Below are 23,109 nucleotides of genomic sequence, written 5' to 3' on the forward strand. Positions count from 1 at the left end.
TCCAGCGCGGCCTGGAACGCGGCCCGCCGGAAGGGCCCTTGGGCGCGTCCGCACCAGGTGGAGCCCTCGGGATAGACGGTGACGCGGTCGCCGTCGACCAGGGCACGGGCGAGGGCGTCGACGGTGGCGGGCAGGGTGCGCAGCCGGTCGCGTTGGATGTAGAGGGTGCCGGCCTGCCGGGAGAGCGGCCCGAGGACCGGCCAGCTCCGGATGTCGCTCTTGGCCAGCATGCGGGAGGGCAGGACGGCGGCGACGAGCGGGATGTCCAGCCAGGAGATGTGGTTGGCGACGATCAGCCGGCCGCCGCCGGGGCCGGGGGTCCCGTGCACGGTGATCCGCAGGCCGAAGGCGCCCAGCAGGGCGGCGGCCCAGGCCCGTACCACCACGTGCCGGGGCCGCTCCGGCAGCAGCCTCAGCGGCGGGGCGCCCAGGATTCCGAGCAGGACCAGGGCGACGGCGCCGGCGAGACGCAGTACCGCGCGCGGCACGCTCACCGTGCGCCCCTCGTGGCCGGCGCAGGCCTCGGGAGTGCAGGGCGAGGTCGGGAGCCAGGCGCTCATGCGGCCGGGGCGAGCGCGAGGAAGTGCTTGAGGTAGCGGGGGTTGGTGCGCCGCAGGGAGAGCAGGACGTACAGGTCGGCGCAGCCGAACTCGGCGTCGAGGGCCGGCTCGCCGCAGACCCAGGCACCCAGGCGCAGGTAGCCGCGCAGCAGCGGGGGCAGTTCCATCCGGCCGGGGAAGTCGATGCCTTCGGGGCTCCAGGGGAGGTGCGGGGTGACCCGGTACTCGACGGGGGCGAGGTTGCGGGTGAGGACGTTCTCCCGGGTGGCGGCGGCCAGCACCCCGCCGTCGGAGAGCGGTATGGAGCAGCAGCCGGCGAGCCAGTTGTGCCCGGAGCGGTCCATGTAGCGGGCGAGGCCGGCCCAGATGAGCGCGATGACGGCGCCGTTGCGGTGGTCGGGGTGGACGCAGGAGCGGCCCACCTCGACCAGGTCGGGTCGGATGGGAGCGAGGGCGGAGAGGTCGAACTCGCCCTCGGAGTAGAGCCGTCCGGCGACGGCGGCACGTTCGGGGGGCAGCAGCCGGTAGGTGCCCACGACCTGCTCGGTCTCCTCGTCCACGACGAGGAGGTGGTCGCAGTAGGCGTCGAAGGCGTCGGAGTCCAGGCCGGGCTCCGGTCCGTCGAGACGGGCACCGAGCTCGCCGGCGAAGACCTGGTGGCGCAGCCGCTGGGCGGCGCGCACCTCGTCCTCGTTGCGGGCGAGGCGGACGGCGTAGCGGGGTGCGGGGGCCTCCTCGGCGTGCGGGGCGGGCGCCGCGGAAGAGGTGAAGGCGGAAGCGGGAGCGGGCGCCGCGGAGGAGGTGAGTACGGAGACGGGGGCGACCGCGGGGGGAACGACGGACGGGGACAGGGGGGCGATGGTCATGACGGCTCCTGGTCCGGCACGGGAAGCCAGGCCGGCAGGTGTGTGGCCTGGCTTCTTTACTTCTTCCGTGACCGGCTGGATTCGACATGGCCGCTTTGAGGCCCTTGGATGTGCGGACGCTGAACTTGGTGGGCGGCCCCCTCCGGAGCCGTGCCGGGCCCTGCGGAGACCTCCCCCTCACCCTCGCCCGTCCCTCCCCATCGCCCCCACCCGCCCCCTCCCGCCCCCGGGTCAGCGGTCGGAGCTGAGGACCTTGCTGATGGTGTCGGAGGCCGCCTTCGCCGCCCTCTGCGGGTCCTGACCGGTGAGGACCGCCGTCATGAACGGCTTGATCGGGTTCTCGGCCTCCACCTCGGCCCAGCGGGGGGACTGCGGGGTGGCCCGGCCCTGGGCGGCGCCGGGGGCCATCGCCGTGGCGCCGTCGTTGCCCGCGACCACGTGCGCGAGGGTGCTCTTGTTGGGTACGTAGCTCATCGTGCGGGCGAGCTCGGTCTGCCACTTCTCGCTGACCAGGGCCGTGATCACGTCGACGGCGTGTCTACGCTGCTTCGTCTTCTCGGGGATGATCAGGTCCGAGCCGCCGGTGAAGACCGAACCCACCTTGTCGGCGGTCTTGCCGGGGATCGGGAAGAAGCCGAGCTTGCCCTTGAGGTCCGGGTTCGCGGCCTCGATGGCGGCGGCCTGGCCGGGCGGGGCGATGATCTGAGCGATCTCGCCGCGGGCGAAGACGTCGGACTGCGGGGGCGTCTCCTCGTCGGCGTCCTTGGGGCCGTCGCCGAGGGCCTGGAGCTGCTTGTAGAACTCCATTCCGGCCAGGGCCTTCTCCTCGTCGAGGGTGCCGAACCACTGGCCGTTGCTCTCGACGGCGAGCTCGCCGCCCTCGTCCCAGACGAACCCGGCGAGGACGTACCAGTTCTGCCCGGCGAGGTAGATGCCCTGCTGGCTGCCCTTGTTGAGCTTCTGCGTGCTCTGGATCCATTCCTGGCGGGTCTTGATCGGCGCCTTGACCCCGGCGTTCGCGAAGAGTTCCTTGTTGTAGATCACCACGCGGTTGGCGGCGTACCACGGGACGCCGAACTGGGCGCCGTTGACCTTGCCCGGTTCGGAGAGACCTTTCAGCCAGTCCTTGCCGTCCCACTCGCGCAGGGCTTCCAGGGTGAGTTCGGAGACGCCGCCGCCCTCCACGTACTGGGCGACCTGGGTGTTGCCGACCTCGATGACGTCGGCGCTCTCCTCGCTCGTGCCGGCCAGCACGGCGTTGACCTTGTCGCCGATGCCCTTCCACTCCTGGATCTTCACCTCGAGGTCCACGCCCGGGTGTTCCTTCTCGAAGGTGCTGGTGAACTGGCCTATGAAGTCGTCGGAGGCGCTGCCCTTCATCAGCCAGAGCGTCACCTTCTGCGTACCTCCGCCCGACTCGGTGAGGCCGCAGCCGGCGAGGGCGGTCGCGGCCGCGGCCGCGAGAACGGTGGACACGGCAAGGAAGCGCATCTTCACGAGGAGTCACCTTCTGGGGATTGGTCTCAGATGGCTTGAAATTGGCATAGACCAATGGGTGGGTCAAGGGGGTATCGCTATGGATTGTTCACGCAAAGTTCGCGTACCCGGACTTACTGGGGCACCGTAGAACAAGGCAACAGCCACCCAGTGTCGGGAGACCCCCATGTCCAATCACACGTACCGGGTGACCGAGATCGTGGGCACGTCCCACGAGGGCATCGACCAGGCCATCCGCAACGGCATCGCCCGCGCGGGCGAGACGCTCCACAATCTGGATTGGCTTGAAGTCGTCCAAATCAGGGGCCACATCGAGAACGGCGAGATCGCGCACTACCAGGTGGGGATCAAGGTCGGCTTCCGTCTCGACGGCGAGGCCTGAGCCAGGTCTTCTCCGGGCTCTACGGGGCTCTACGGGGCTCCCCGGGGGCCTCGGGAGTGCCCGGGGCCCCTCGGTCACCCACGGGCGCCGCGGGCCCGCCCGGTGCGCAGTGCCCGTCCGGCGCACCGAGCCCGTCCGGCGCACCGAGCGCCGTGCCCACCCGAGGAGCGCCGGGCCCGCCAGGCACGCCCCCGAGGAGCAGGCGGGGGCGCACTCAGGTGCGCCCCTCCCCCTCCTGCGCGTCCTTGAGTTCCGGCGCGTCCGCCGCCCAGTCCGCCAGGACCACACGGAAGCCCGCCGCGCGCGCCGCCTGGCACACCAGCTCGTCGTCGTCCACCAGCATCCGCACCTCGCGGCCCCGCGAGATGCGCCGGAGGACCTCGAGCTTGGTCGTGCGGGCGGGCCGCCGGTCCAGGTTCCCGCGCATCCACAGCCGCCCCTCGGGCAGCCCGTTGCGGACCAGCCAGTCCTCGGTGTCCGCGCGGCACCGCTCCGGGCGCCCGGTGAGGTACGCGACCTCGCAGTCGGCCGCGCTCTCCACGGCGAGCGCGATCCCGCGGGCGAGGGGCGGATCGGCCGGAGCCGCAGCGAAGAACCCGCTCCAGTCGCGCGGCCGGCGCTCCAGGAAGTGCTGGCGGTGCGCGGTGTCGGCCAGGGTGTTGTCGATGTCGAAGACGGCCAGGGGCCTGCGGTTCTGAGTCTCGGTCACCCCGCCAGCCTAAGCAGCGACGCCTTCCGGACGGCGCGGGGTTTTCGGTGGCGACGTCAAGGTCCGACCGGGTCGGCGCCGCCTCCGAGCCGGAGGGCGCACTGCTTCATCCGGAGCCGCTCGCCGGAGAACCATCCCTGCCACGGCTCGTCCAGCCGGTGCCAGGCTGCAGGCTGGCCGCTTTCGGGCACCAGGCGCATCCCCTGATCGACGACCGCCACGTAGGAAATGCCCGCGGTGGCCGACCAGCCGGGGCGGTACGAGCGGACCGTGGCGGCCGCCGGTGTCGCGTGCGGTTCCGCCCGTACACCGGTCTCCTCGAACAGCTCCCGGCGCGCCGCCTCGCGCGGCGTCTCGCCGGGATCCACCTTCCCGCCCGGTGGCACCCACCCTCGCCGGCGGTGACTCACCAGCAAGACGCGGGTCAACGTGCGGTCGAACACCCACACCTCGGCGGCGAGCGGGCCTTCCAGGGCCGCATCGGGGCGGATCAGCCACTCCACGGTGCCGTCGTGGTCGGCCAGGGCACGACGCGCATCGCGCACCGCGGCTTCAAGGACGCGTGCTTCCAGGGGATGTCCGCTCACTCACCGGAGCGTACGACGGGCTACTGACAATCGGGCCCGGTCAGCAGCCGGCCGAGGCCGGTAGGGTCGTGACCCGGTGCTCCGGGGGGGGCCGACTGAGCACGGGGGTTACGACACATGCCCACGCCTGGGGACATCTGGGAGGCAGCCGACCTGCCCGCGCGCCGGCTCGCCGGGGTGGCCCTCAATCCGTCCTCTCCGGACGACGTCCTGCTGCGTCTGCTCGCCGACGGTCCGCCGGCCGTACGGATGGTGCTGTGCCGGGACCGGATCCTGCCCGACGCCGTCGTCGAGGCCGTGCTCGAGCACCCCGACACCCGTACCCGTAGCTTCTTCGCCCGCAACCCCCACGTCGATCCGGCCCAACGGGCCCGACTGGTCGACGATCCGGAGTGGTTCGTCCGAGGCCACCTCGCCGAGGCACCCGGATTGCCCGCCGGAGGCGTGAACAGGCCACTGCCCGACGAGGTCGTCGTCCACATGATCAGCACGTACGAGAACGACATCCTGCAGGGCACCGTCTACCGGCAGATCTCCACCGCGCTGGAGCGGTCCATGCCCACCCACCCGGTCGCGAAGGTCCGCCGCTGGAGCGTCGGCAGGTGGGACCAGCTGCCCGACGAGGTCCAGGACGCGCTGCTGGCAGATCCCGACGAGGACGTCCGGGAGAGCGCGCGGACCCACGCACGGATGTCCGCGCAATCCCGGGATCCGGCGTGGGTGGAGCGCGAACTGCCCGACTGGTCGTGCCACGCACGCTGGAACATGCTGATGTACCAGGCCCTCAGCAGAACCGTCGTGGACAACGTCCTGACCGCTCCGGTCGCCGAGGAGGAGCGGGAGGCCATCGCCGGCAACCCCAGCCTGCCCGCCGACGTGGTGGTCCTCCTGGCAGGCGATCCGGACCCCGAGGTGCGCGAGCGGATCGCCCACCGCGCGGACCTCGGACCCGCCGAGCGCCGCGCGCTCGCCGTGGACCCGGATCCGAGTGTGCGGCTCGCCCTGTCCGTGCACCCCGCGCTGAGCGAGGAGGAACGGGCCGCGATCGACTACGAGATCCCCGAGGACGGCTGCTACCAAGCGTGGCGCGGGCCCACCGTGCCCCGGGACCCGCAGGACGTCCGCCGGGACGCGAACTCCGGTCACCCGCTGCTTCGCCAGAGGGCGGCCATGGTCGGCACTCTGCCGCCCGACCTCCTGGAACGCCTGGCCGCCGACGAGGATCTCGGCGTACGCGTCCTGCTGGCCCAGAACCATCCGGACGCCCCGGCCCCGCTCCTGTTGCGCAGCTTCCTCGAATACACCGGCCACGAGCGCGCGCACCTCACCACCCGGCCGAACTTTCCCACGGCCGGCCTGGCGGCCTTCGCCGACCACGAGGACCCCGAGGTCCGCGCCCTGGCCGCCCGCGACCCCCACACCGCGCCGGCAACCGTGGAGCGCCTCACCCGGGACCCGGACCCGGCCGTGCGCGCGGCGCTGGCACGCCACCCGAATCTTCCGCGCGCCCGGCTGGCGGAACTCCTCGACGACGAGGAACTGGCCCACGCTGCCGCGGCGAACCCCGCATTGGCTCCCGAGGTGATCCGGCGGCTGGTGGCGACGCTGCCGTCGAGCGCCCGCTGAGCCGGGACGGGCCGGTGAGTTCACCGGGGTCTTCGGTATCTTTGGCCTGACCTGGGCGAACTCGCCGACCCGCACGGCGAGAGGACGACCGATCCTCATGACACGAACCCCGGAACCCGTGACCCGCCGCCGGCTGATCGGCGCGGCGGCGGCGGTCCTCCTCGCCGCGACGGGCTGCGCCGGCCGAGACGGGGCGGAGGGTACGGCCATGTCGCCGGAAGCGCGCGGATACCTCACCACCGCGCTGGACGTCATGGAGGGCAACTCGCTCTTCGCGGCGGACGTCGACTGGCCGACCGTACGCCGCGAGGCCTTCGCCCGGGCTGGGAGCGCGCAGGTCCCCGCCGACACGTACGGGGCCGTCAGGGAGGCGTTGCGGACCCTGGGCGACCGGCACAGCCAACTCATGACCCCACGAGAGGCCGAGCAGGCGCTGAGCCCGGCACCCGGCTCCTCCGCCCTGCCGGAGGCCAAGGTGCTCGCCGGTTCCCTCGGCTACCTGTCCCTGCCGGCGGTGTCGTCCGACCGGGCCGCCGCGGCCTACGTGAAACAGGCCCGTCAGGCCGTCGCGGAGGCAGACGGGCAGGGGGCCCGCGGGTGGATCGTGGACCTGCGCAGCAACACGGGCGGGGACATGTGGGGGCCGCTGGCCGCGGTGGGGGCCATCCTGGGCGACGGGGAGACCGGAGCGTTCGTGGAGGCCGACGGAAAGCGGACTCCGTGGACGATCGAGCACGGTACGCCGAGCCAGTACCTCGCCACCTGGGGCCCCGCCGAGCCGCTGGCGCAGGCGGCTCCCCCCGTGGCGGTGCTCACCAGCAGCCGGACCGCGAGCGCCGCCGAGGCCGTGACCATCGCCTTCCGCGGCCGCCCCGACACCCGCAGCTTCGGCCAGGCCACCCGGGGCGTCCCCACGGGCAACGACTCCCACGCCCTCCCGGACGGCGCGCTCGTCCTCCTCACGCAGGCCCGGGAAGCCGACCGCACGGGCCGGATCCACAACGGCCCCCTCCCGCCCGACGAAGAGGTCCCGGACGACACCCGCGAGCTCGGCAGCGGCCAGGACCGGACGCTCGAAGCCGCGGCCCGCTGGCTTCGCGACCGGACCACCCCCGCCCGGACGCCCGGGGAATCCTGACGCGCGGGGAATCCTGACACGCAGAGAATCCTGATGCGCAGGGAGTCCTGATGCGCCGGGAATCCTGACGCCCTGCGCGCGTTGACCACGGTGTGATCCGCACACTCTCGATACTCGACCGGTCCCGCACCCGCGAGGGGCACCCCGCCGCCCAGGCCCTGCGCGACACCGTGGAGCTCGCCCGCGCCGCCGAGCGGCTCGGGTACCGCAGGTTCTGGGTCTCCGAGCACCACAGCGTGCCCGGGGTGGCCGGATCCGCGCCCACCGTGCTCGCCGCCGCCGTGGCCGGGGCGACGACCGGGATCCGCGTCGGCACCGGCGGCGTGATGCTGCCCAACCACCAGCCCCTGGTCGTCGCGGAGCAGTTCGGGGTCCTGGAATCGCTCTTCCCCGGCCGCATCGACATGGGGCTCGGCCGCTCGGTCGGCTTCACCGGCGGGATCCGCCGCGCGCTCGGGCGGGACACCGCCGACGCCGACCGGTTCGAGGAGCAGCTCGCGGAGCTGCTGGGCTGGTTCGACGGCTCCCAGCAGACGCACCCCGAGGTGCACGCCCGCCCGGCGGAGGGGATGCGGATCCCGGCCTACGTGCTGGCCACCGGCGAGGGGGCGGGGATCGCGGCCCGCGCCGGTCTGCCCCTGGTCGTCGGGGACCTGCGGACCCGGGCCCGGGTCGCGGAGATCATCGAGGCGTACCGCGCACAGTTCCGGCCCTCCCCCTGGGGCGCGCGGCCGTACGTCGTGGCCTCCGGGACGGTCGCGGTGGCGGCCACCGCCGAGGCCGCCCGGCGGATCCTGGTGCCGGAGGCCTGGGCGGTCGCGTACTCCCGCACCCGGGGCAGCTTCCCGCCGCTGCGCCCGGCCGAGGAGGTCGAGGCCCTCGCCATGAGCCCCAAGGAGCGGGAGCTGTACGAGGGCGCCCTCGCCGGGCACATCCACGGCACGGAGGAGCAGGTCGCGGCGGAGCTTGCCGAGGTCGCGGAGCTGACCGGGGCGGACGAGCTGCTGGTCACGACGTCCACGTACGACCGCACGGCGCTGCTGGACTCCTTCGGCCGGCTCGCCCGGCTCACCGGCATCAGCAGCACCACCGGCATCGCGGAGCGGTCCGCCGTCCCCGGCCACTAAACTGGGACGAATGCACCAGCCCGCCGCTCCGCACGCCCACGATCCCTACGTCCGCGTCCGCGGCGCCCGGGAGCACAATCTGCGCGGGGTGGACGTGGACATCCCGCGGGACGCGCTGACCGTGTTCACCGGGGTCTCCGGGTCCGGGAAGAGCTCGCTGGCCTTCGGCACGCTCTTCGCCGAGGCCCAGCGCCGGTACTTCGAGTCCGTGGCCCCGTACGCCCGCCGCCTGATCCACCAGATCGGCGCGCCGAAGGTCGACTCCGTCACCGGGCTCCCGCCGGCCGTCTCGCTGGAGCAGCGGCGCTCCTCCCCCGGCTCCCGGTCCTCGGTCGGGACGGTGACCATGCTGTCCAACTCGCTGCGGATGCTGTACTCGCGGGCCGGCACCTACCCGCCGGGCGCCGAGCGGCTGGACTCCGACGCCTTCTCCCCCAACACCGCGGCCGGGGCCTGCCCTTCCTGCCACGGCCTCGGGCGCGTGCACCGCACCAGCGAGGAACTGCTCGTCCCGGATCCCGGCCTGTCGATCCGTCAAGGTGCCATCGCGGCCTGGCCGGGTGCCTGGCAGGGCAAGAACCTGCGCGACATCCTGGAGGCCCTCGGCCACGACGTGGACGCGCCCTGGCGGGAGCTGGCGGCGGCGGACCGCGAGTGGATCCTGTTCACCGAGGAGCAGCCGGTGGTGACGGTGCATCCGGTGCGGGAGGCCGACCGGATCCAACGCCCGTACCAGGGGACGTACATGAGCGCCCACCGGTACGTGATGCGCACCTTCGCCGACAGCAAGAGCCTCACCCTGCGGGCCCGCGCCGAGAAGTTCCTGACCGATTCGCCGTGCCCGGTGTGCGGGGGCAGGCGGCTGCGTCCGGAGGCGCTGGCCGTGACCTTCGCGGGCCGCACCATCGCGGAACTGGCGGCCCTGGCGCTGACCGAGCTGGACGGGGTACTGGCCCGCGAGCGCGGCGGCGGCGAAGCGGCCCGCGTGCTCAACGAGGACTTGCGCTCCCGGATCAGCCCGGTCACCGAGCTGGGGCTGGGGTACCTGAGCCTGGACCGCGGCGCCCCGACCCTGTCGGCGGGCGAGCTGCAACGGCTGCGGCTGGCCACGCAGTTGCGTTCGGGGCTGTTCGGGGTGGTGTACGTGCTGGACGAGCCGTCGGCGGGGTTGCACCCGGCCGATACGGAGGCGCTGCTCGGCGTCCTGGACCGGCTCAAGGAGGCCGGGAACACGGTGTTCGTGGTGGAGCACGACCTGGACGTGGTGCGGCACGCGGACTGGCTGGTGGACGTGGGCCCGCTGGCCGGGGAGCACGGCGGACGGGTGCTGCACAGCGGGCCGCCGCAGGACCTGGCCGCGGTGGCGGACTCGGCGACGGCCCGGTACCTGTTCGGGACCCGGCAGGCCCCGCAATCAAGCTCGGGGGCCGCGCGGAAGGCGACCGGGTCCGTCCGGCTCAGCGGTGTCGACCGGCACAACCTGCGGGACCTGTCGGCCGAGTTCCCGCTCGGGGTGTTCACGGCGGTGACCGGGGTGTCGGGGTCGGGGAAGTCCACGCTGGTGGGCCAGGTGCTCGCGCGGGAGGTCCACGAGCGGCTGGCGGAGCCGGAGTTCCCGGTGCGGCGGCTGGTGGAGGTGGACCAGAAGCCGATCGGCCGGACCCCGCGTTCCAACCTGGCCACGTACACGGGGCTGTTCGACGTCGTGCGCCGGCTCTTCACGGCGGCGCCGGAATCGAAGGCGCGGGGCTGGAAGGCGGGCCGCTTCTCCTTCAACGTGCCGGGCGGTCGGTGCGAGTCCTGCCAGGGCGAGGGCTTCGTCTCGGTGGAGCTGCTGTTCCTGCCCAGTACGTACGCCCCGTGCCCGGAGTGCGCGGGGGCCCGGTACAACTCCGAGACACTGGAGGTCCGTTACTCGGGGCTGAACATCGCGGAGGTGCTCGCCCTGACCGTGGAGTCGGCGGCCTCCTTCTTCGCCGGGGTCCCGGCGGCGGCCCGCAGCCTGGGGGCTCTGTCGGACATCGGCCTGGGGTACCTGCGGCTCGGGCAGCCCGCCACGGAGCTGTCGGGCGGCGAGGCGCAGCGCATCAAGCTGGCGACGGAGCTCCAGCGCGTGCGCCGCGACCACACCCTGTACCTGCTGGACGAGCCGACGACGGGGCTCCATCCGGCCGATGTCACGGTGCTGATGCGGCAGTTGCAGGGTCTGGTGGACGCCGGGCATTCGGTGGTGGTCGTGGAGCACGACATGGCGGTGGTGGCGGGCTCCGACTGGGTCATCGACCTCGGTCCCGGCGGCGGTGCGGACGGCGGCCGGGTAGTGGCCGCGGGCACCCCGTCCGAGGTGGCCCGCGCCACGGGCAGCCGTACGGCGGCCTATCTCGCGCGGGCCCTCGCGGTGCGGCCGTAGTGGTTCGGGCCCGGCCCGCGCTCGCTCGCTCGCTCGCGTGGCCGACGGATCCATGGCCGGCCAGTTGCGGGCTCGGCCGACGGATTCAGGTGCGCTTGGCGTAGTCCCCGTAGCCCTGCCAGTCGAGGACGACGCACGGCTCGTCACCGAGCACCCACGCGTCGTGTCCGGGGGCGATCTGGATGAAGTCCCCCGGCTCCGTCTCGGTGCTCTCGCCGTCGTCCATGACGATCTTCATCCGGCCGCTGACGATGTAGCCCACGTGGGGCGCCTCGCAACTGTCGGTCCCCGCAATGGGCTTGACGTGCTTCGACCACTGCCATCCGGGCTCGAACACGGCCCGTCCCACGGGTCCCTGTTCGGTGTTGAGCAGTTCGAGCCTGCCCTTGCCGTCCTCGAACGGACGCGTCTCATCGGCGGAGTCGAAACCCCGCCTCACGATTCCAGACATGATGGCCCACCTCCCGGCACACGACTGCCCCGAGTCCACTTCTCAGCGTACGCCCGCACCGCGGAGAACTCCCGGCGTACGGGGCCGCTACGCATCTCCCGGAAGCAGGCGCTGCGGAAGCTCGCGGAAGGTCCAGACGCCCTGCTTCCGGCTGAACATCCACACCAGGTCGTAGCGGTCGGGCCAGGCAGCCGGCAGCCCCAGCACGTCCTGCGCTCCGAGGCCCCGGATCAGGCGGGGCATCCCCTGGTGCTCCCAGCAGACCAGGACGGGCATCCGCGCCGCCAGCACCGCCCGGGCCAGGGCGGGCTCCGATCCCACGGCGAACTCGGCCCGGAGGGGCGTACCCAGTGCGGTGGCGAGCGGCTCGACGGTCTGGCGGCACCGGGCGGGCGCCCCCGCCTTGCCGCCGGCCGCGAAGACGTCCCCGGGCCGGGGCAGGGCGGCGCCCCGGGTCGGCGGGAAGAGGGTGGGCAGTTCCTGGGCACGGCGCCGGCCCCGGACGGCGAGGAAACCGGGGTCCTCGTTGCCGTCGTCGTCCTCGCCGGTGTCCCCGGCGTACGGCTTCTCTGCATGCCGGATGACCATGACCAGCGCGTCCTTGGCCACCTCGGGGCCGGGGCGCGGCTCAGGGGGCCGCTCCTCCCCGGCACAGGCCGCCGCCGCCAGGGGGGCGAGGGCGGCGGCCAGCACGGTACGGCGGCGGGGGCCGGATCCGGCGGGGGCTTGAGGCATGCGCCCACTGTCACCCACGCCCGGGAAACCGGCCGGTCACGGCGCGACGGGGGCCGCTCCGATCATCCGATCGGCGGACGCGTCACGGCCGTGCGCCGACGGAGCCCGCACGTCAGCGGGGGCCTCGGCGGACGGCCCGCAGCCACTCCTTGTTCATGGCGGCGATCGACGGCAGCGGGATGCCCTTCGGGCAGGCCGTGGCGCACTCGCCGGTCAGGGTGCACCCGCCGAAGCCCTCGGCGTCCATGGTGGCCACCATGTCCAGGACCCGGGTCTCGCGCTCCGGCGAGCCCTGCGGGAGCACGTTGAGGTGGTTGACCTTGGCGGAGGTGAAGAGCATTGCGGAGCCGTTGGGGCAGGCCGCCACGCACGCCCCGCAGCCGATGCACTCTGCGTGCTCGAAGGCGTAGTCGGCGTCGGGCTTGGGGACGGCCGTGGCGTGCGCCTCGGGGGCGGCGCCGGTCGGGGCGGTGATGTAGCCGCCGGCCTGGATGACCCGGTCGAGGGCCCCCCGGTCGACGACGAGGTCCTTGACGACGGGGAAGGCCGAGGCCCGCCAGGGTTCGACGTCGATGGTGTCGCCGTCGTCGAAGGAGCGCATGTGGAGCTGGCAGGTCGTGGTGCGCTCCGGGCCGTGGGCGTCGCCGTTGATGACGAGGCTGCACGCGCCGCAGATGCCCTCGCGGCAGTCGTGGTCGAAGGCGACCGGGTCCTCTCCGCTCAGGATGAGGTCCTCGTTGAGGGTGTCGAGCATTTCGAGGAAGGACATGCCCTCCGAGATGCCGTCGACCTCGTACGAGGCCATCGCGCCGGGGGCGTCGGCGTTCTTCTGGCGCCAGACGCGCAGGGTGAGCTTCATGCGTAGCTCCGCTGGGTGGGGTGGACGTACTCGAAGACGAGGTCTTCCTTGTGCAGGACGGGCGCGGCGCCGGTTCCGGTGTACTGCCAGGCGGCCGCGTACCCGAACTCCTCGTCGCGGCGGGCGGCTTCGCCGTCCGGGGTCTGGGACTCCTCGCGGAAGTGGCCGCCGCAGGATTCGGCGCGGTGGAGGGCGTCGAGGCACATCAGCTCGGCGAGCTCCAGGTAGTCGACGACGCGGTTGGCCTTCTCCAGCGACTGGTTGAACTCCTCGCCGCTGCCCGGCACCTTGATCCGCTTCCAGAACTCCTCGCGGATCTCCGGGATCCGGTCGAGGGCCTTGCGCAGGCCCTCTTCGGTGCGGGCCATCCCGCAGTACTCCCACATCAGTTCGCCGATCTCCCGGTGGAAGGAGTCGGGCGTGCGGTCCCCGTCGACGGCGAGCAGCTTGGCGAGGCAGTCACGGGTCTCGCGGACGGCGGCCGCGGCCTCCGGGTGGGTGTCGTCGACGGTGTCCCGGTGCGGGTGGCGGGCCAGGTAGTCGTTGATGGTGGAGGGCAGCACGAAGTAGCCGTCGCCGAGGCCCTGCATGAGGGCGGAGGCGCCCAGGCGGTTGGCTCCGTGGTCGGAGAAGTTGGCCTCGCCGATCGCGAACAGGCCGGGGACGGTGGTCTGGAGGTCGTAGTCGACCCACAGTCCGCCCATCGTGTAGTGCACGGCGGGGTAGATCCGCATGGGGACCTCGTACGGATTCTCCGCGGTGATCCGCGCGTACATGTCGAAGAGGTTGCCGTACTTCTCGGCGACCTTCTCCTTGCCCATGCGGCGGATGGCGTCGGCGAAGTCGAGGTAGACGCCCTGGCCGCCGGGGCCGACGCCGCGGCCCTCGTCGCAGACGTTCTTGGCCGCGCGGGAGGCGATGTCGCGGGGCACGAGGTTGCCGAAGGAGGGGTAGATCCGCTCCAGGTAGTAGTCGCGCTCGGCTTCCGGGATGTCGGCCGCGGGGCGGGTGTCGCCCTTGGCCTTGGGGACCCAGATGCGGCCGTCGTTGCGCAGGGACTCGCTCATCAGCGTGAGCTTGGACTGGTGGTCGCCCGTGCGCGGGATGCAGGTGGGGTGGATCTGGGTGAAGCAGGGGTTGGCGAAGTACGCGCCGCGGCGGTGGGCCCGCCAGACGGCGGTCGCGTTGGAGTTCATCGCGTTGGTGGAGAGGTAGAAGACGTTTCCGTAGCCACCGCTCGCGAGGACGACGGCGTCCGCGTAGTAGGTGTCGATCTTGCCGGTGACCAGGTCGCGGGCGACGATGCCGCGGGCCACGCCGTCGACGGTGATCAGGTCGAGCATCTCGGTGCGGGCGTGCATCTCGACGTTGCCGGCGGCGATCTGCCGCGAGAGCGCCTGGTAGGCGCCGAGGAGGAGCTGCTGCCCGGTCTGGCCGCGGGCGTAGAAGGTGCGGGAGACCTGGACGCCGCCGAAGGAGCGGGTGTCGAGGAGGCCGCCGTACTCGCGGGCGAAGGGGACGCCCTGGGCCACGCACTGGTCGATGATCTCGACGGAGATCTGGGCGAGGCGGTGGACGTTGGACTCGCGGGCGCGGAAGTCGCCGCCCTTGACGGTGTCGTAGAAGAGGCGGTGTACGGAGTCGCCGTCGTTGCGGTAGTTCTTGGCCGCGTTGATGCCGCCCTGGGCGGCGATCGAGTGGGCTCGGCGCGGGGAGTCGGAGAAGCAGAACTGGACGACGTGGTAGCCCTGTTCGGCGAGGGTGGCGCCGGCGGCGCCGCCGGCCAGGCCGGTGCCGACGACGATGACGGTGTGCCCGCGCCGGTTTGCGGGGTTGACCAGCTTGGCCTCGAAGCGGCGGCGGTCCCAGCGCTCGGCGATGGGGCCTTCGGGGGCCTTCGCGTCGGCGATCGGGTCCCCGGTGGTGTAGTCGGCGTAGTCGTTGCTCATGTCAGCTCACCACTCCGGTCATGACGGCGACGGGTACGGACACGAAGCCCGCGAAGAGGACGAGGGCGAGGGCGTTGGCCAGGAACTTAAGCGTCCTGTCCCGTCGGGCGTTGCCCGCGCCCAGGGTCTGGGCGGCGCTCCAGAAGCCGTGGCGGACGTGCAGTGCGAGGGCGGCCATCGCCACGAGGTAGATGGTGTTGCCGTACCAGGTGGAGAAGGTGGCGAGGACGTTCTCGTACGGATGCCCGGCCCAGGCCCGCTCGTTCACGGTGAGCGTGGTGAGGTCGAGCAGGTGCCAGACGATGAAGAGGGCGAGGATGATGCCGCCCCAGCGCATGGTGCGGGTGGCGTAGCTCGCGCGGCGGCGCTTGTGGGCGTACTTCACCGGGCGCGCCTTGATGTCGCGGCGGCTGAGCTGGTACGCGCAGACCCCGTGTGCGACGACGGCCGCGAGCAGGGCCACGCGGACGATCCACAGGGCCCACTCGTGGTGCAGGAAGGGCGAGCCGAGGGTGCGCAGCCAGTGGGCGTAGCCGTTGAACTCGTCCGCCCCGAAGAAGATCTTGAGGTTTCCGAGCATGTGCACGACGAGGTAGCCGAGCATGATCAGGCCGGAGACCGCCATCACGGACTTCTTGCCGACGGAGGAGTCCCAGAGCGTGCGCGTGGTGGACGGCCGTCGATCCGTCCGTGTTGCCAGAGCCATGACATTGACCGTAGGGACGAAGGTCCCGAAAGGTCCAAGACATGGCAGAGCTCAAGTCGATAGGCTCAGGCTATGTAGCCGCTAACCTGGGGCCATGCAGTTCCAGCAGCTGGTCTACTTCGTCGCCGTCGCCGAGACCCGGCACTTCACGCGGGCGGCCGAGCGCGAGCACGTGGCCCAGCCGTCCCTGTCGCAACAGATCAAGGCGCTCGAGCGGGAGCTGGGCGCCGAGCTCTTCAGCCGGGCGCGCGGGAACATCGCGCTCACCGATGCCGGCGAGACCCTGCTGCCGCTGGCCCGGCGGATCCTCGCGGACGCGGACACGGCCCGCCTGGAGGTCCAGGAGCTGGCGCAGCTCCGGCGCGGCCGGATCCGGCTCGGGGCCACCCCGAGCCTGTGCACCGGTCTGCTGCCGGGCGTGCTCCGCGCCTTCCACACCGCCCATCCGGGGATCGAGCTGCTGATCGAGGAGAGCGGTTCGCTGGACCTCGTACGGGCGCTCGCGCGCGGCTCCCTCGACCTGGCGCTGATCGCCCTGCCGCTGCCCCCCTCGGCGCCGGCGCTGACCACGGTGGAACTGCTGACGGAGGACCTGGTGGTGGTCTCCTCGGCGGCCCTCCCGCCCCCGGCGGGCGGTGGTTCGCTCACGGTGTCCGCGCTGCGCGACGAGCCGATGGTGATGTTCCGGCACGGCTACGACCTGCGGGACCTCACCGTGGCGGCGTGCCGGGCAGAGGGCTTCGAGCCGGTGTTCACGGTGGAGGGCGGCGAGATGGACGCGGTCCTGGGCTTCGTCCGCGCGGGCCTCGGCATCGCGGTGGTCCCGGCGATGGTGGTCGCCCACGCGGGCTCGGGCCTGCGCGCCACCCCCCTGACGGGCTCCCCCCTGCGCCGCACGATCGCCCTGGCCCACCGTACGGACGTGGCACCCCCGCGAGCGGCCCGGGAACTGAAGCGCATCCTGCTGGGCTGAGCCTCTCTTCAGACTCTTCAAATATGGGAAGTAAGGCCGGTGACCGGGTCGTGGGAGATCAGCGTCGGCAGACCCGGGTCGTACTGGACGACCTCGGCGGTCAGCAGCGCCCGCCGCCGGCAGGCCCTCGCGACCTCTCCCAGGAACCGCAGCACAGCGGCCACCCCTGCCCCGTCGAGGACGTCCTCGGGCTGGACCGAGAACTCAATCTCCTCCTCGTCGCATGGCAGGGCGAAGAACCACACGGCGCCGAACCGGGCCCGGAAGCAGAAACCCTCGCCCTCACCCTCCGGCTCGTCCGCCCAACGGTGGAAGAGGTCGGCGACGGCGGGACGTACGGGATCGAGCCGGAGGTAGGGGTGCTCCACCTTGGTCTCGTCGGCTACGACACGCAGACGTTCGAGGACCGCGACCCACTCGGCACGGGTCGTGTCGAGAACCCGGATGTCCCTCAGGCTGCCGTCGAGTTGGAAGACATCACACATCCACGGCTCGGGCAGGCACGGCGTGCGGGCACCATGCTCACCGGCATGGACCTCCTCGTGCGTCCACTCGACCGACTCCCCGTTCGCTCTCGCCATGCCGTCACCGCGCCTTGCGTGCGGGCAGTGCCCGGTCGAGGCCGCCGGAGAGGAGGGTGAAGGCGCGCTCCGCGTCGGCCACGGCTGCGGGGTGGGCCTCGTCGGCGCTCTGGCCGGCGTCGATGCGGCGCCAGTTCTCCCGGCCGAGCTCCTGACGGGCCGCCACCAGATAGCCGGCCGCCAGGCGTGCGGTGAGCGGGTCGACCGCTTCGGCCTCCAGGACGGCGGCGAGCAACTCCACCTCGCGGGCGGTGTAGTGGGCCAGCCGGGACTCCAGGCTGGCGGTGCCGTAGAGCAGCCGCTCGAAGGCGAGCACGTTCGGGTGGTCGCAGAGCCCGGTGATCGGGTCCCGCTCGGCGAGCGCCGCCAGGAAGTGCGCGCGCACCGCCGCCACCGGGGTCTGCCCCGCGACCCGGTCGCGCACGATGCGCGCCGCCTCGTCCTGATGGTCGGCGAAGCGGTCGAGGACCAGGTCCTCCTTGCTCGGGAAGTAGCGGAACAGCGTGGGCTTGGAGACCTCGGCAGCGGCCGCCACATCGGCCACCGAGACGGCGTCGAAGCCCCGTTCCAGGAAGAGTTCCAGCGCCGTGGCCGCCAGCTGTCGGCGCGTACGGAGCTTCTTGTTCTCGCGCAGACCCTTCGTGTTCTCCATGCGCCCAGCCTAACACGAAAGAGTGACCCAGTTAATTTTGTAACTGGGTTGCCTTTTCGCTCGGGAGCCGCTTTCCTTGAGATACCGACGACGAGGGGACGTCTCATGACCGACGCAATGGACTCAATGGACGCAATGGGCGTAAGGGATGACGTGGGTGCAGCGGGCGCAGGGGGTGCAGCGGGCGCCGCTGATGGTGCGGACGTGCTGATCGTGGGCTCCGGCCCGACCGGCCTCACGCTCGCCTGCGACCTGGCCCGCCGCGGCATCGCGGTGCGGATCGTCGAGGGCCGCCCGGGACCGCACCGCGAGTCGCGGGGCAAGGGGCTCCAGCCGGGCAGCCTCGCCTTCTTCGAGGAGCTCGGCGTGGCCGACTCCGTGCGGGGCAAGGGACGCGAAGGCGTGGTGCTGCGCAAGTACTTCGACGGGGAGCCCGTCAAGGACACCACCGTGGAGGGGGGTCTGCTCATCGGGCAGTGGCAGGTGGAGGAGAGCCTGCGCGACCGGCTGGCCGAGCTGGGCGTGCGGGTCGAGTACGGGTCCCGGCTCGCCGGAATCACCCAGGACGCGGACGGCGTCCGCGCGCAGCTGGAGGACGGCACCGTGATCCGGGCCGGCTATCTGGCGGGGTGCGACGGCGGGCACAGCACCACCCGCGGACTCCTCGCGATCCCCTTCGAAGGGAGCGGGGAGAGGGAACCGGCGATGGTCCTCGGGGATGTCAGGGCGCCGGGGCTCGGCCGCGAGTTCTGGCACCAGTGGTTCACGTCGGACGGGGGCGGGATCCTGCTCTGCCCGATGCCGGGGACGGACACCTTCCAGCTGCAGGCCGGTCCCGAGACGGACGAGCGGGGCGAGGCACTGCCGCCCTCGCTGGAGAGCTTCCAGCGGCTCTTCGACCGGCACGCCCGGATGCCGGGGATACGGCTCACCGAGCCCACCTGGCTCTCCTCCTGGCGGGTCAACGTCCGCATGGCCACCCGGATACGCGAGGGCCGGGCCTTCCTCGCCGGGGACGCGGCACACGTCCACCCCATAGCCGGCGGGCTGGGCATGAACACCGGCATCCAGGACGCCGCCGCCCTCGGCCGGACGCTGTCCGCCGTCCTCTCCGGGGCGGCCGGGGAGGAAGCGCTCGACGGGTACCAGGCGGAGCGGCTGCCGGTGGCCGCCCAGGTCCTGGCCGACACGGCTCGGCGCTACGAGCGGGTGGTGGCGGCCGTCCGCGAGCCGGGCCGGGGCACGGAGGCGGGCCTGGAGTGAGCCAGCCCGCCCCGGACCGAGCCGACCGGCGCTGCGGTGCCCACCGGGGCAGACTGGGCGGTCCGGAAGCGGCTGGCGCCGGCGGTGTTCAGGAGGTGGGTACCGCGTCCGACAGGGACAGGGTGTGGATGCGGTCGGCGGCGCCCGGGCGGGCGTAGTACCAGCCCTGGGCCGTGTCGCAGCCGAGGGCTCGGAGCTGGGCGGCCTGGGCGCCGGTTTCCACTCCCTCGACGGTGACGGCGAGTTCGAGGCTGTGGGCCAGGGCCACGATGCCCTCCACGATCTTGACGTCGACCGGGTTGGCAGGGTGCTGCTGCATGCCCTTGGTGAAGGAGCGGTCCAGCTTCAGCACGCTGACGGGGAGGCGGCGCAGGTTGGCCAGGTTCGAGTAACCGGTGCCGAAGTCGTCGAGGGCGATGTCCACGCCCAGGGCGGCGAGCCGGCGCAGGGGTTCGAGGAGTTCGTCGTCGGCGCCGATCAGGGCCGACTCGGTGACCTCCAGGCACAGCGTGCCCGGGGTCAGGCCCGAGGACTCCAGGACCCGGATCGTGTCGGCGACCAGGCCGGGGTGGTGCAGCTGGGTCGGTGACAGGTTGACGTTGATCCGCAGCGTGGCACCGCCCTTCTGGTGCTGCCAGGCGCGGGCCTGGCGGACGGACTCCTCCAGGACCCAGCGGCCGAGCGGCACGATCAGGCCGGTGCGTTCGGCGAGGGGGATGAACCGGTCCGGGCCGAGCACCCCGTGCTGCGGGTGCGACCAGCGCACCAGCGCCTCCGCGCCGTGCACGCTGCCGTCGTGCATGTGGACCAACGGCTGGTACTCGATGAAGAACTCGCCGCGTTCCAGCGCCGCCGGGAGGGCGTTGGTCAGCCCGTGCCGGGTGATGGCGCGCGCGTCGGCAGCGGCGTCGGCGAACTCGAACCGGTTGCCGCCGGCCGCCTTGGCCCGGTACATGGTGATGTCGGCGCTGCGCAGCACCTCGGCGGGGGTGCGCTCGCGCGCCGGGCCCTCGACGATGCCGATGCTGCCCCGGACCGTCAGCTCGCGCCCCTCCAGGCGGATCGGGACGGAAAGGGCGGAGAGGATACGGACGGCCAGTTCGGTGGCCTTCTCCTCGGTGTCGGGACCGGTGGTCAGCGCCACGAACTCGTCGCCGCCGAGCCGGGCGACGACTTCGCCCGGTCCGGTCGCGCAGCTCTGCAGCCGGTCGGCGACCTCCACCAGCAGCCGGTCGCCGGCCGAGTGGCCGAGGCTGTCGTTGACGGCCTTGAAGCCGTCGAGGTCGAGGTAGCACAGGCCGAAGCGCGAGCCGCCGGAGCCGCTCAGGGCCTTCTCCAGGCGTTCGAAGAAGAGGGTCCGGTTCGGCAGGCCGGTCAGGGCGTCGTGGGTGGCCTCGTAGCGCAGGCGCAGGTTCAGCAGCCGGCGCTCGGTGGTGTCCTCCATCAGCGCCAGCTGGTACTGCGGCACGCCCTCGGCGTCGCGCAGCAGCGAGACCGTCAGGTTGGTCCACAGCACGGTCCCGTCGTGCCGGTAGTACGGCTTCTCCACGCGGTAGCTCTCGCGTTCGCCGCGCACGAGCTCCCCGTACATCCGCCACACGTGCGGGGTGTCGTCGGGGTGGCTCCATTCGCTGACGTTGCGGCCGCGGACGTGCCCGTCCATGCCGCCGAACATCTGCAGCAGCGCGTCGTTGATCTCCAGGACGTTGCCCTCCAGATCGGCGATGCCGATCCCGACGGCCGCGCCCTCGAAGACCGCCCGGAAACGGGCTTCGCTGGCGTGCAGTGCCTGCTGGGCGTCGATGCGGGCGGTCAGGGCGGACCGGGCGATGGCCTCCTGCTCCTTGAGCGTGCGCTCGCGCAGGGCGCGGGCGAACCCGGCCGCGATGCCGTGCTGGAGCCGGGCGCAGCGCGACCGGTACTCCTCGGTTCCCTCGACGCTCTCGGCGTCGGGGCCCTGCGGACCGCAGTACAGCACCAGGTAGGACTCGACGACGCCGAGCGTGCCGGCCAGCGCCTCCGGGTCGGTGCAGTGGACCGCGACGAGTTCCTCCCCGACCCGCTGGCCGACGGAGGAGTCGAAGGGGCGGGCGCGCAGGGCCTCGACGAGGGTGCGGGTGAGCGGTACGAGGTGGCGTTCGAACTCGCCGCGGGTGAGCGAGGTCGCGGTGACCGGGAAGATCGCCCTCCCCCAGATGGTCGCGAACCGCCCGATCCGGTCCTCCAGGCCGCCCTGCGGCGCGGCAGGGTCGTCCGCCGTCTGCGTCGGCAGTCTCACGCCTTGCGTCCCACTCCGGCGAAGCCCGAGAAGGCGTAGGGGTCTTCGTCCGCGGTCCCGCCCTCCGGCCCGCCGGTCGTGTCGGGCCGCCAGTCGGGCATGGACACGAGGCCGGGCTCGATCAGGCCGAAGCCGTCGAAGAAGCGCCGGATCTGCTCCCCGTCCCGCATGACGAGCGGGTTGCGGATCTCGCGGTAGACGCCGACGGTTCCGCTCGCGACCTCCGCTGACAGCGGGATCCCCTCGTACGAGGCGTGCGTGAGGATCAGCAGGCTGCCGGGGGCCAGCGCGTCGCGCAGTTGGGCGACGGCGGCGTAGGGGTCGTCCGAGTCCTCCAGGAAGTGCAGGACGGCGACCAGCATCAGGGCGACCGGGCGGCTCAGGTCGAGCCCCTGGGCCACCTCGGGGGCGGCCAGGATGTCCTGGGGCTTGCGCAGGTCGGCTGCGACGACCCCGGTCCGCTCGGTGCCGGCCAGGACGGCCTGGCTGTGGGCGACGGCCACCGGGTCGTGGTCGACGTAGACCACGCGCGCCTCGGGGCTGGCGGCCTGGGCGATCTCGTGGACATTGCCGAAGGTCGGGATGCCGGAGCCGATGTCGAGGAACTGCGTCACGCCCTCGGCGACGGCGTAGCGGACGGCACGGCGCATGAATGCCCGGTTGGCCTGCATGATCTTGGGCAGGCCCGGCATGAATTCCATGGCCCGGCGGGCCGCCTGCCTGTCGACCTCGAAATTGTGGGAGCCGCCCAGGTAGTAATCGTAGATGCGGGACACGCTCGGCACCGATATGTCGATGCCTTGCGGGGCCCAGGCGGGGCGCTCCATCGGGGTCTCCAAGCCTTAGTCCTGCAGCGGTCCGGGCAGATCGGACTCCTGTCCGAGCCGAATGTACTGATCATTGCCCAACGGAGCGAGCGAAAGCGGAAATTGGTGATCCGTTCTTCGTCACACGTCAAAGGCCGGACGGGCGGCGTCCGGGGAATGACCGAAACCGACAAATACCTTTTGGGAAAAGGTCGGTGAACGATCCGACACGAAGCGAGTCTGGCTCAAACCTCCATAGCCAAAGCCTCACCCGTTCAGGCGAACCAAGGTCAACCTTCCCGCGCGCGGGCGCGCGCGACCCCATGATCCCCGGGTGAAAAGAGCCTCTTCCAGGCGCCTGCTGGCAGTCCCGGTCCTGCTGTGGGCGGCCCTGTCCGCGACACCGGCCATGGCCGATAGCAGCGCATACGCGACGATCGACGCCGGCGACGGGGCGAGCGCCGTCAGGCACGCCGCGTCCGTCTTCGGCAGCGCGACCGGGGGCATCCGAGGTGGCGGACGTCACGGCGACGAGAGCCGCCCGCGCGACCGCGGCAACCAGGTCGGCCGGGGCGATCGCGGCAACCGGGTCGGACCGGACAAGCCCGGGCACGGCAAAGGCCACGGCCACGGCCACGGCGGACACTGCCGTGGTCACGGCCACGGTCACGGCGGCCACCACGGGCATCCGCCCTGCCCGCCGCCGCCTCCACCGCCGTGCCCGCCCAAGCCCACCCCGCCCCCTCCGCCGCCACCCCCGAAGCCGACGCCCACCCCGAAACCGCCGCCACCTCCCCCGCCACCGCCCGCTCCGAAGCCGGTCCCGAAACCCCCCGAGCCGGCCCCGCCCCCCGCGCGCCCGGCCCCCGCTCCCCCGGCCCCGAAACCGGCCCCCAAGCCGGTCCCGAAACCCGTCGTGAAGCCGCCCGCGCCACCGGCGCCGGCGCCCGCTCC

20 protein-coding genes and 1 pseudogene are annotated in these 23,109 nt (G+C 72.5%); 7 read left to right on the plus strand and 14 right to left on the minus strand.

Translation table 11 applies throughout. The features are described from left to right. Positions 1–26: 26 nt before the first annotated feature. From ACODT5_RS07940 to ACODT5_RS07950, 3 genes and pseudogenes are all read right to left on the minus strand, one after another. Positions 27–560: pseudogene (locus ACODT5_RS07940) on the minus strand (lysophospholipid acyltransferase family protein); the annotation flags it as partial. Then, positions 557–1,426, minus strand: coding sequence for a GNAT family N-acetyltransferase (locus ACODT5_RS07945; RefSeq protein ID WP_422518472.1), 870 nt, complete (start codon positions 1,424–1,426; stop codon positions 557–559). The gene ACODT5_RS07945 and the pseudogene ACODT5_RS07940, both read right to left, overlap by 4 nt. A gap of 231 nt (positions 1,427–1,657) precedes the next feature. Further along, entirely contained in the window at positions 1,658–2,917 is a 1,260-nt protein-coding gene (locus tag ACODT5_RS07950; RefSeq protein WP_422519592.1) for an extracellular solute-binding protein, read from the minus strand. Positions 2,918–3,089: 172 nt separating this feature from the next. Here ACODT5_RS07950 and ACODT5_RS07955 point away from each other — a divergent pair, with 172 nt between their 5' ends. Next, positions 3,090–3,305, plus strand: coding sequence for a dodecin (locus ACODT5_RS07955; RefSeq protein WP_243341332.1), 216 nt, complete (start codon positions 3,090–3,092; stop codon positions 3,303–3,305). Between the two features lie 214 nt (positions 3,306–3,519). Here the strand turns inward: ACODT5_RS07955 and ACODT5_RS07960 are convergent, their stop codons facing one another. Both ACODT5_RS07960 and ACODT5_RS07965 read right to left on the minus strand, forming a co-directional pair. Next, on the minus strand, positions 3,520–4,014 hold the full coding sequence (locus tag ACODT5_RS07960) for a phosphatase domain-containing protein (RefSeq protein ID WP_422518473.1): 495 nt from the start codon (positions 4,012–4,014) through the stop codon (positions 3,520–3,522). 56 nt (positions 4,015–4,070) lie between these two features. Then, positions 4,071–4,601 (minus strand): NUDIX hydrolase, encoded by a 531-nt coding sequence (locus ACODT5_RS07965; RefSeq protein ID WP_422518474.1) that lies wholly within the window; start codon positions 4,599–4,601, stop codon positions 4,071–4,073. Positions 4,602–4,718: 117 nt separating this feature from the next. Between ACODT5_RS07965 and ACODT5_RS07970 the strand changes: the two genes are divergently transcribed. The 4 genes from ACODT5_RS07970 (at position 4,719) to ACODT5_RS07985 (ending at position 10,902) form a co-directional block, all read left to right on the plus strand. Beyond that, a complete protein-coding gene (locus ACODT5_RS07970; RefSeq protein ID WP_422518475.1) occupies positions 4,719–6,227 on the plus strand; it encodes a hypothetical protein in 1,509 nt (502 codons plus the stop codon). Between the two features lie 97 nt (positions 6,228–6,324). Further along, a complete protein-coding gene (locus ACODT5_RS07975; RefSeq protein WP_422518476.1) occupies positions 6,325–7,365 on the plus strand; it encodes a S41 family peptidase in 1,041 nt (346 codons plus the stop codon). Positions 7,366–7,457: 92 nt separating this feature from the next. Next, positions 7,458–8,492 carry an MsnO8 family LLM class oxidoreductase gene (locus ACODT5_RS07980; protein WP_422518477.1) on the plus strand — a complete coding sequence of 345 codons (1,035 nt, stop codon included), beginning with the start codon at positions 7,458–7,460 and terminating at the stop codon, positions 8,490–8,492. Positions 8,493–8,502: 10 nt separating this feature from the next. Further along, complete coding sequence (locus ACODT5_RS07985) at positions 8,503–10,902, plus strand: excinuclease ABC subunit UvrA (protein ID WP_422518478.1); 2,400 nt, start codon at positions 8,503–8,505, stop codon at positions 10,900–10,902. Between the two features lie 85 nt (positions 10,903–10,987). Here ACODT5_RS07985 and ACODT5_RS07990 read toward each other — a convergent pair whose 3' ends face one another. From ACODT5_RS07990 to ACODT5_RS08010, 5 genes are all read right to left on the minus strand, one after another. Beyond that, entirely contained in the window at positions 10,988–11,353 is a 366-nt protein-coding gene (locus tag ACODT5_RS07990; protein ID WP_422518479.1) for a cupin domain-containing protein, read from the minus strand. Positions 11,354–11,440: 87 nt separating this feature from the next. After that, the gene (locus ACODT5_RS07995) at positions 11,441–12,088 is read right to left on the minus strand and encodes a hypothetical protein (RefSeq protein ID WP_422518480.1); all 648 of its coding nucleotides are present in this window, start codon (positions 12,086–12,088) and stop codon (positions 11,441–11,443) included. Positions 12,089–12,200: 112 nt separating this feature from the next. Next, positions 12,201–12,947 (minus strand): succinate dehydrogenase/fumarate reductase iron-sulfur subunit, encoded by a 747-nt coding sequence (locus tag ACODT5_RS08000; protein ID WP_243341339.1) that lies wholly within the window; start codon positions 12,945–12,947, stop codon positions 12,201–12,203. After that, on the minus strand, positions 12,944–14,896 hold the full coding sequence (locus ACODT5_RS08005) for a fumarate reductase/succinate dehydrogenase flavoprotein subunit (protein WP_422518481.1): 1,953 nt from the start codon (positions 14,894–14,896) through the stop codon (positions 12,944–12,946). Before ACODT5_RS08005 ends, ACODT5_RS08000 begins: the two co-directional genes overlap by 4 nt. 1 nt (position 14,897) lies before the next feature. Continuing rightward, entirely contained in the window at positions 14,898–15,602 is a 705-nt protein-coding gene (locus tag ACODT5_RS08010; RefSeq protein ID WP_385379192.1) for a succinate dehydrogenase cytochrome b subunit, read from the minus strand. A gap of 94 nt (positions 15,603–15,696) precedes the next feature. Here ACODT5_RS08010 and ACODT5_RS08015 point away from each other — a divergent pair, with 94 nt between their 5' ends. Then, on the plus strand, positions 15,697–16,575 hold the full coding sequence (locus ACODT5_RS08015; protein WP_422518482.1) for a LysR family transcriptional regulator: 879 nt from the start codon (positions 15,697–15,699) through the stop codon (positions 16,573–16,575). A 17-nt stretch (positions 16,576–16,592) separates the two neighbouring features. On the opposite strand, the gene ACODT5_RS08020 is transcribed toward ACODT5_RS08015, so the two are convergent. Beyond that, a complete protein-coding gene (locus ACODT5_RS08020) occupies positions 16,593–17,156 on the minus strand; it encodes a hypothetical protein (RefSeq protein WP_422518483.1) in 564 nt (187 codons plus the stop codon). 4 nt (positions 17,157–17,160) lie between these two features. Beyond that, positions 17,161–17,808, minus strand: coding sequence for a TetR/AcrR family transcriptional regulator (locus ACODT5_RS08025; protein WP_422518484.1), 648 nt, complete (start codon positions 17,806–17,808; stop codon positions 17,161–17,163). Between the two features lie 204 nt (positions 17,809–18,012). Here ACODT5_RS08025 and ACODT5_RS08030 point away from each other — a divergent pair, with 204 nt between their 5' ends. After that, complete coding sequence (locus ACODT5_RS08030) at positions 18,013–19,071, plus strand: FAD-dependent monooxygenase (protein ID WP_422518485.1); 1,059 nt, start codon at positions 18,013–18,015, stop codon at positions 19,069–19,071. Positions 19,072–19,159: 88 nt separating this feature from the next. Here ACODT5_RS08030 and ACODT5_RS08035 read toward each other — a convergent pair whose 3' ends face one another. Together ACODT5_RS08035 and ACODT5_RS08040 are read right to left on the minus strand one after the other, a co-directional pair. After that, a complete protein-coding gene (locus ACODT5_RS08035; protein ID WP_422518486.1) occupies positions 19,160–21,349 on the minus strand; it encodes a putative bifunctional diguanylate cyclase/phosphodiesterase in 2,190 nt (729 codons plus the stop codon). Then, on the minus strand, positions 21,346–22,176 hold the full coding sequence (locus ACODT5_RS08040; RefSeq protein WP_422518487.1) for an SAM-dependent methyltransferase: 831 nt from the start codon (positions 22,174–22,176) through the stop codon (positions 21,346–21,348). The genes ACODT5_RS08035 and ACODT5_RS08040 overlap by 4 nt, the downstream gene beginning before the upstream one ends. Positions 22,177–23,109: the final 933 nt, after the last annotated feature.

This window comes from Streptomyces tatrensis, from assembly GCF_049310065.1.
In the GTDB taxonomy this organism is placed as follows: Bacteria; Actinomycetota; Actinomycetes; order Streptomycetales; family Streptomycetaceae; genus Streptomyces.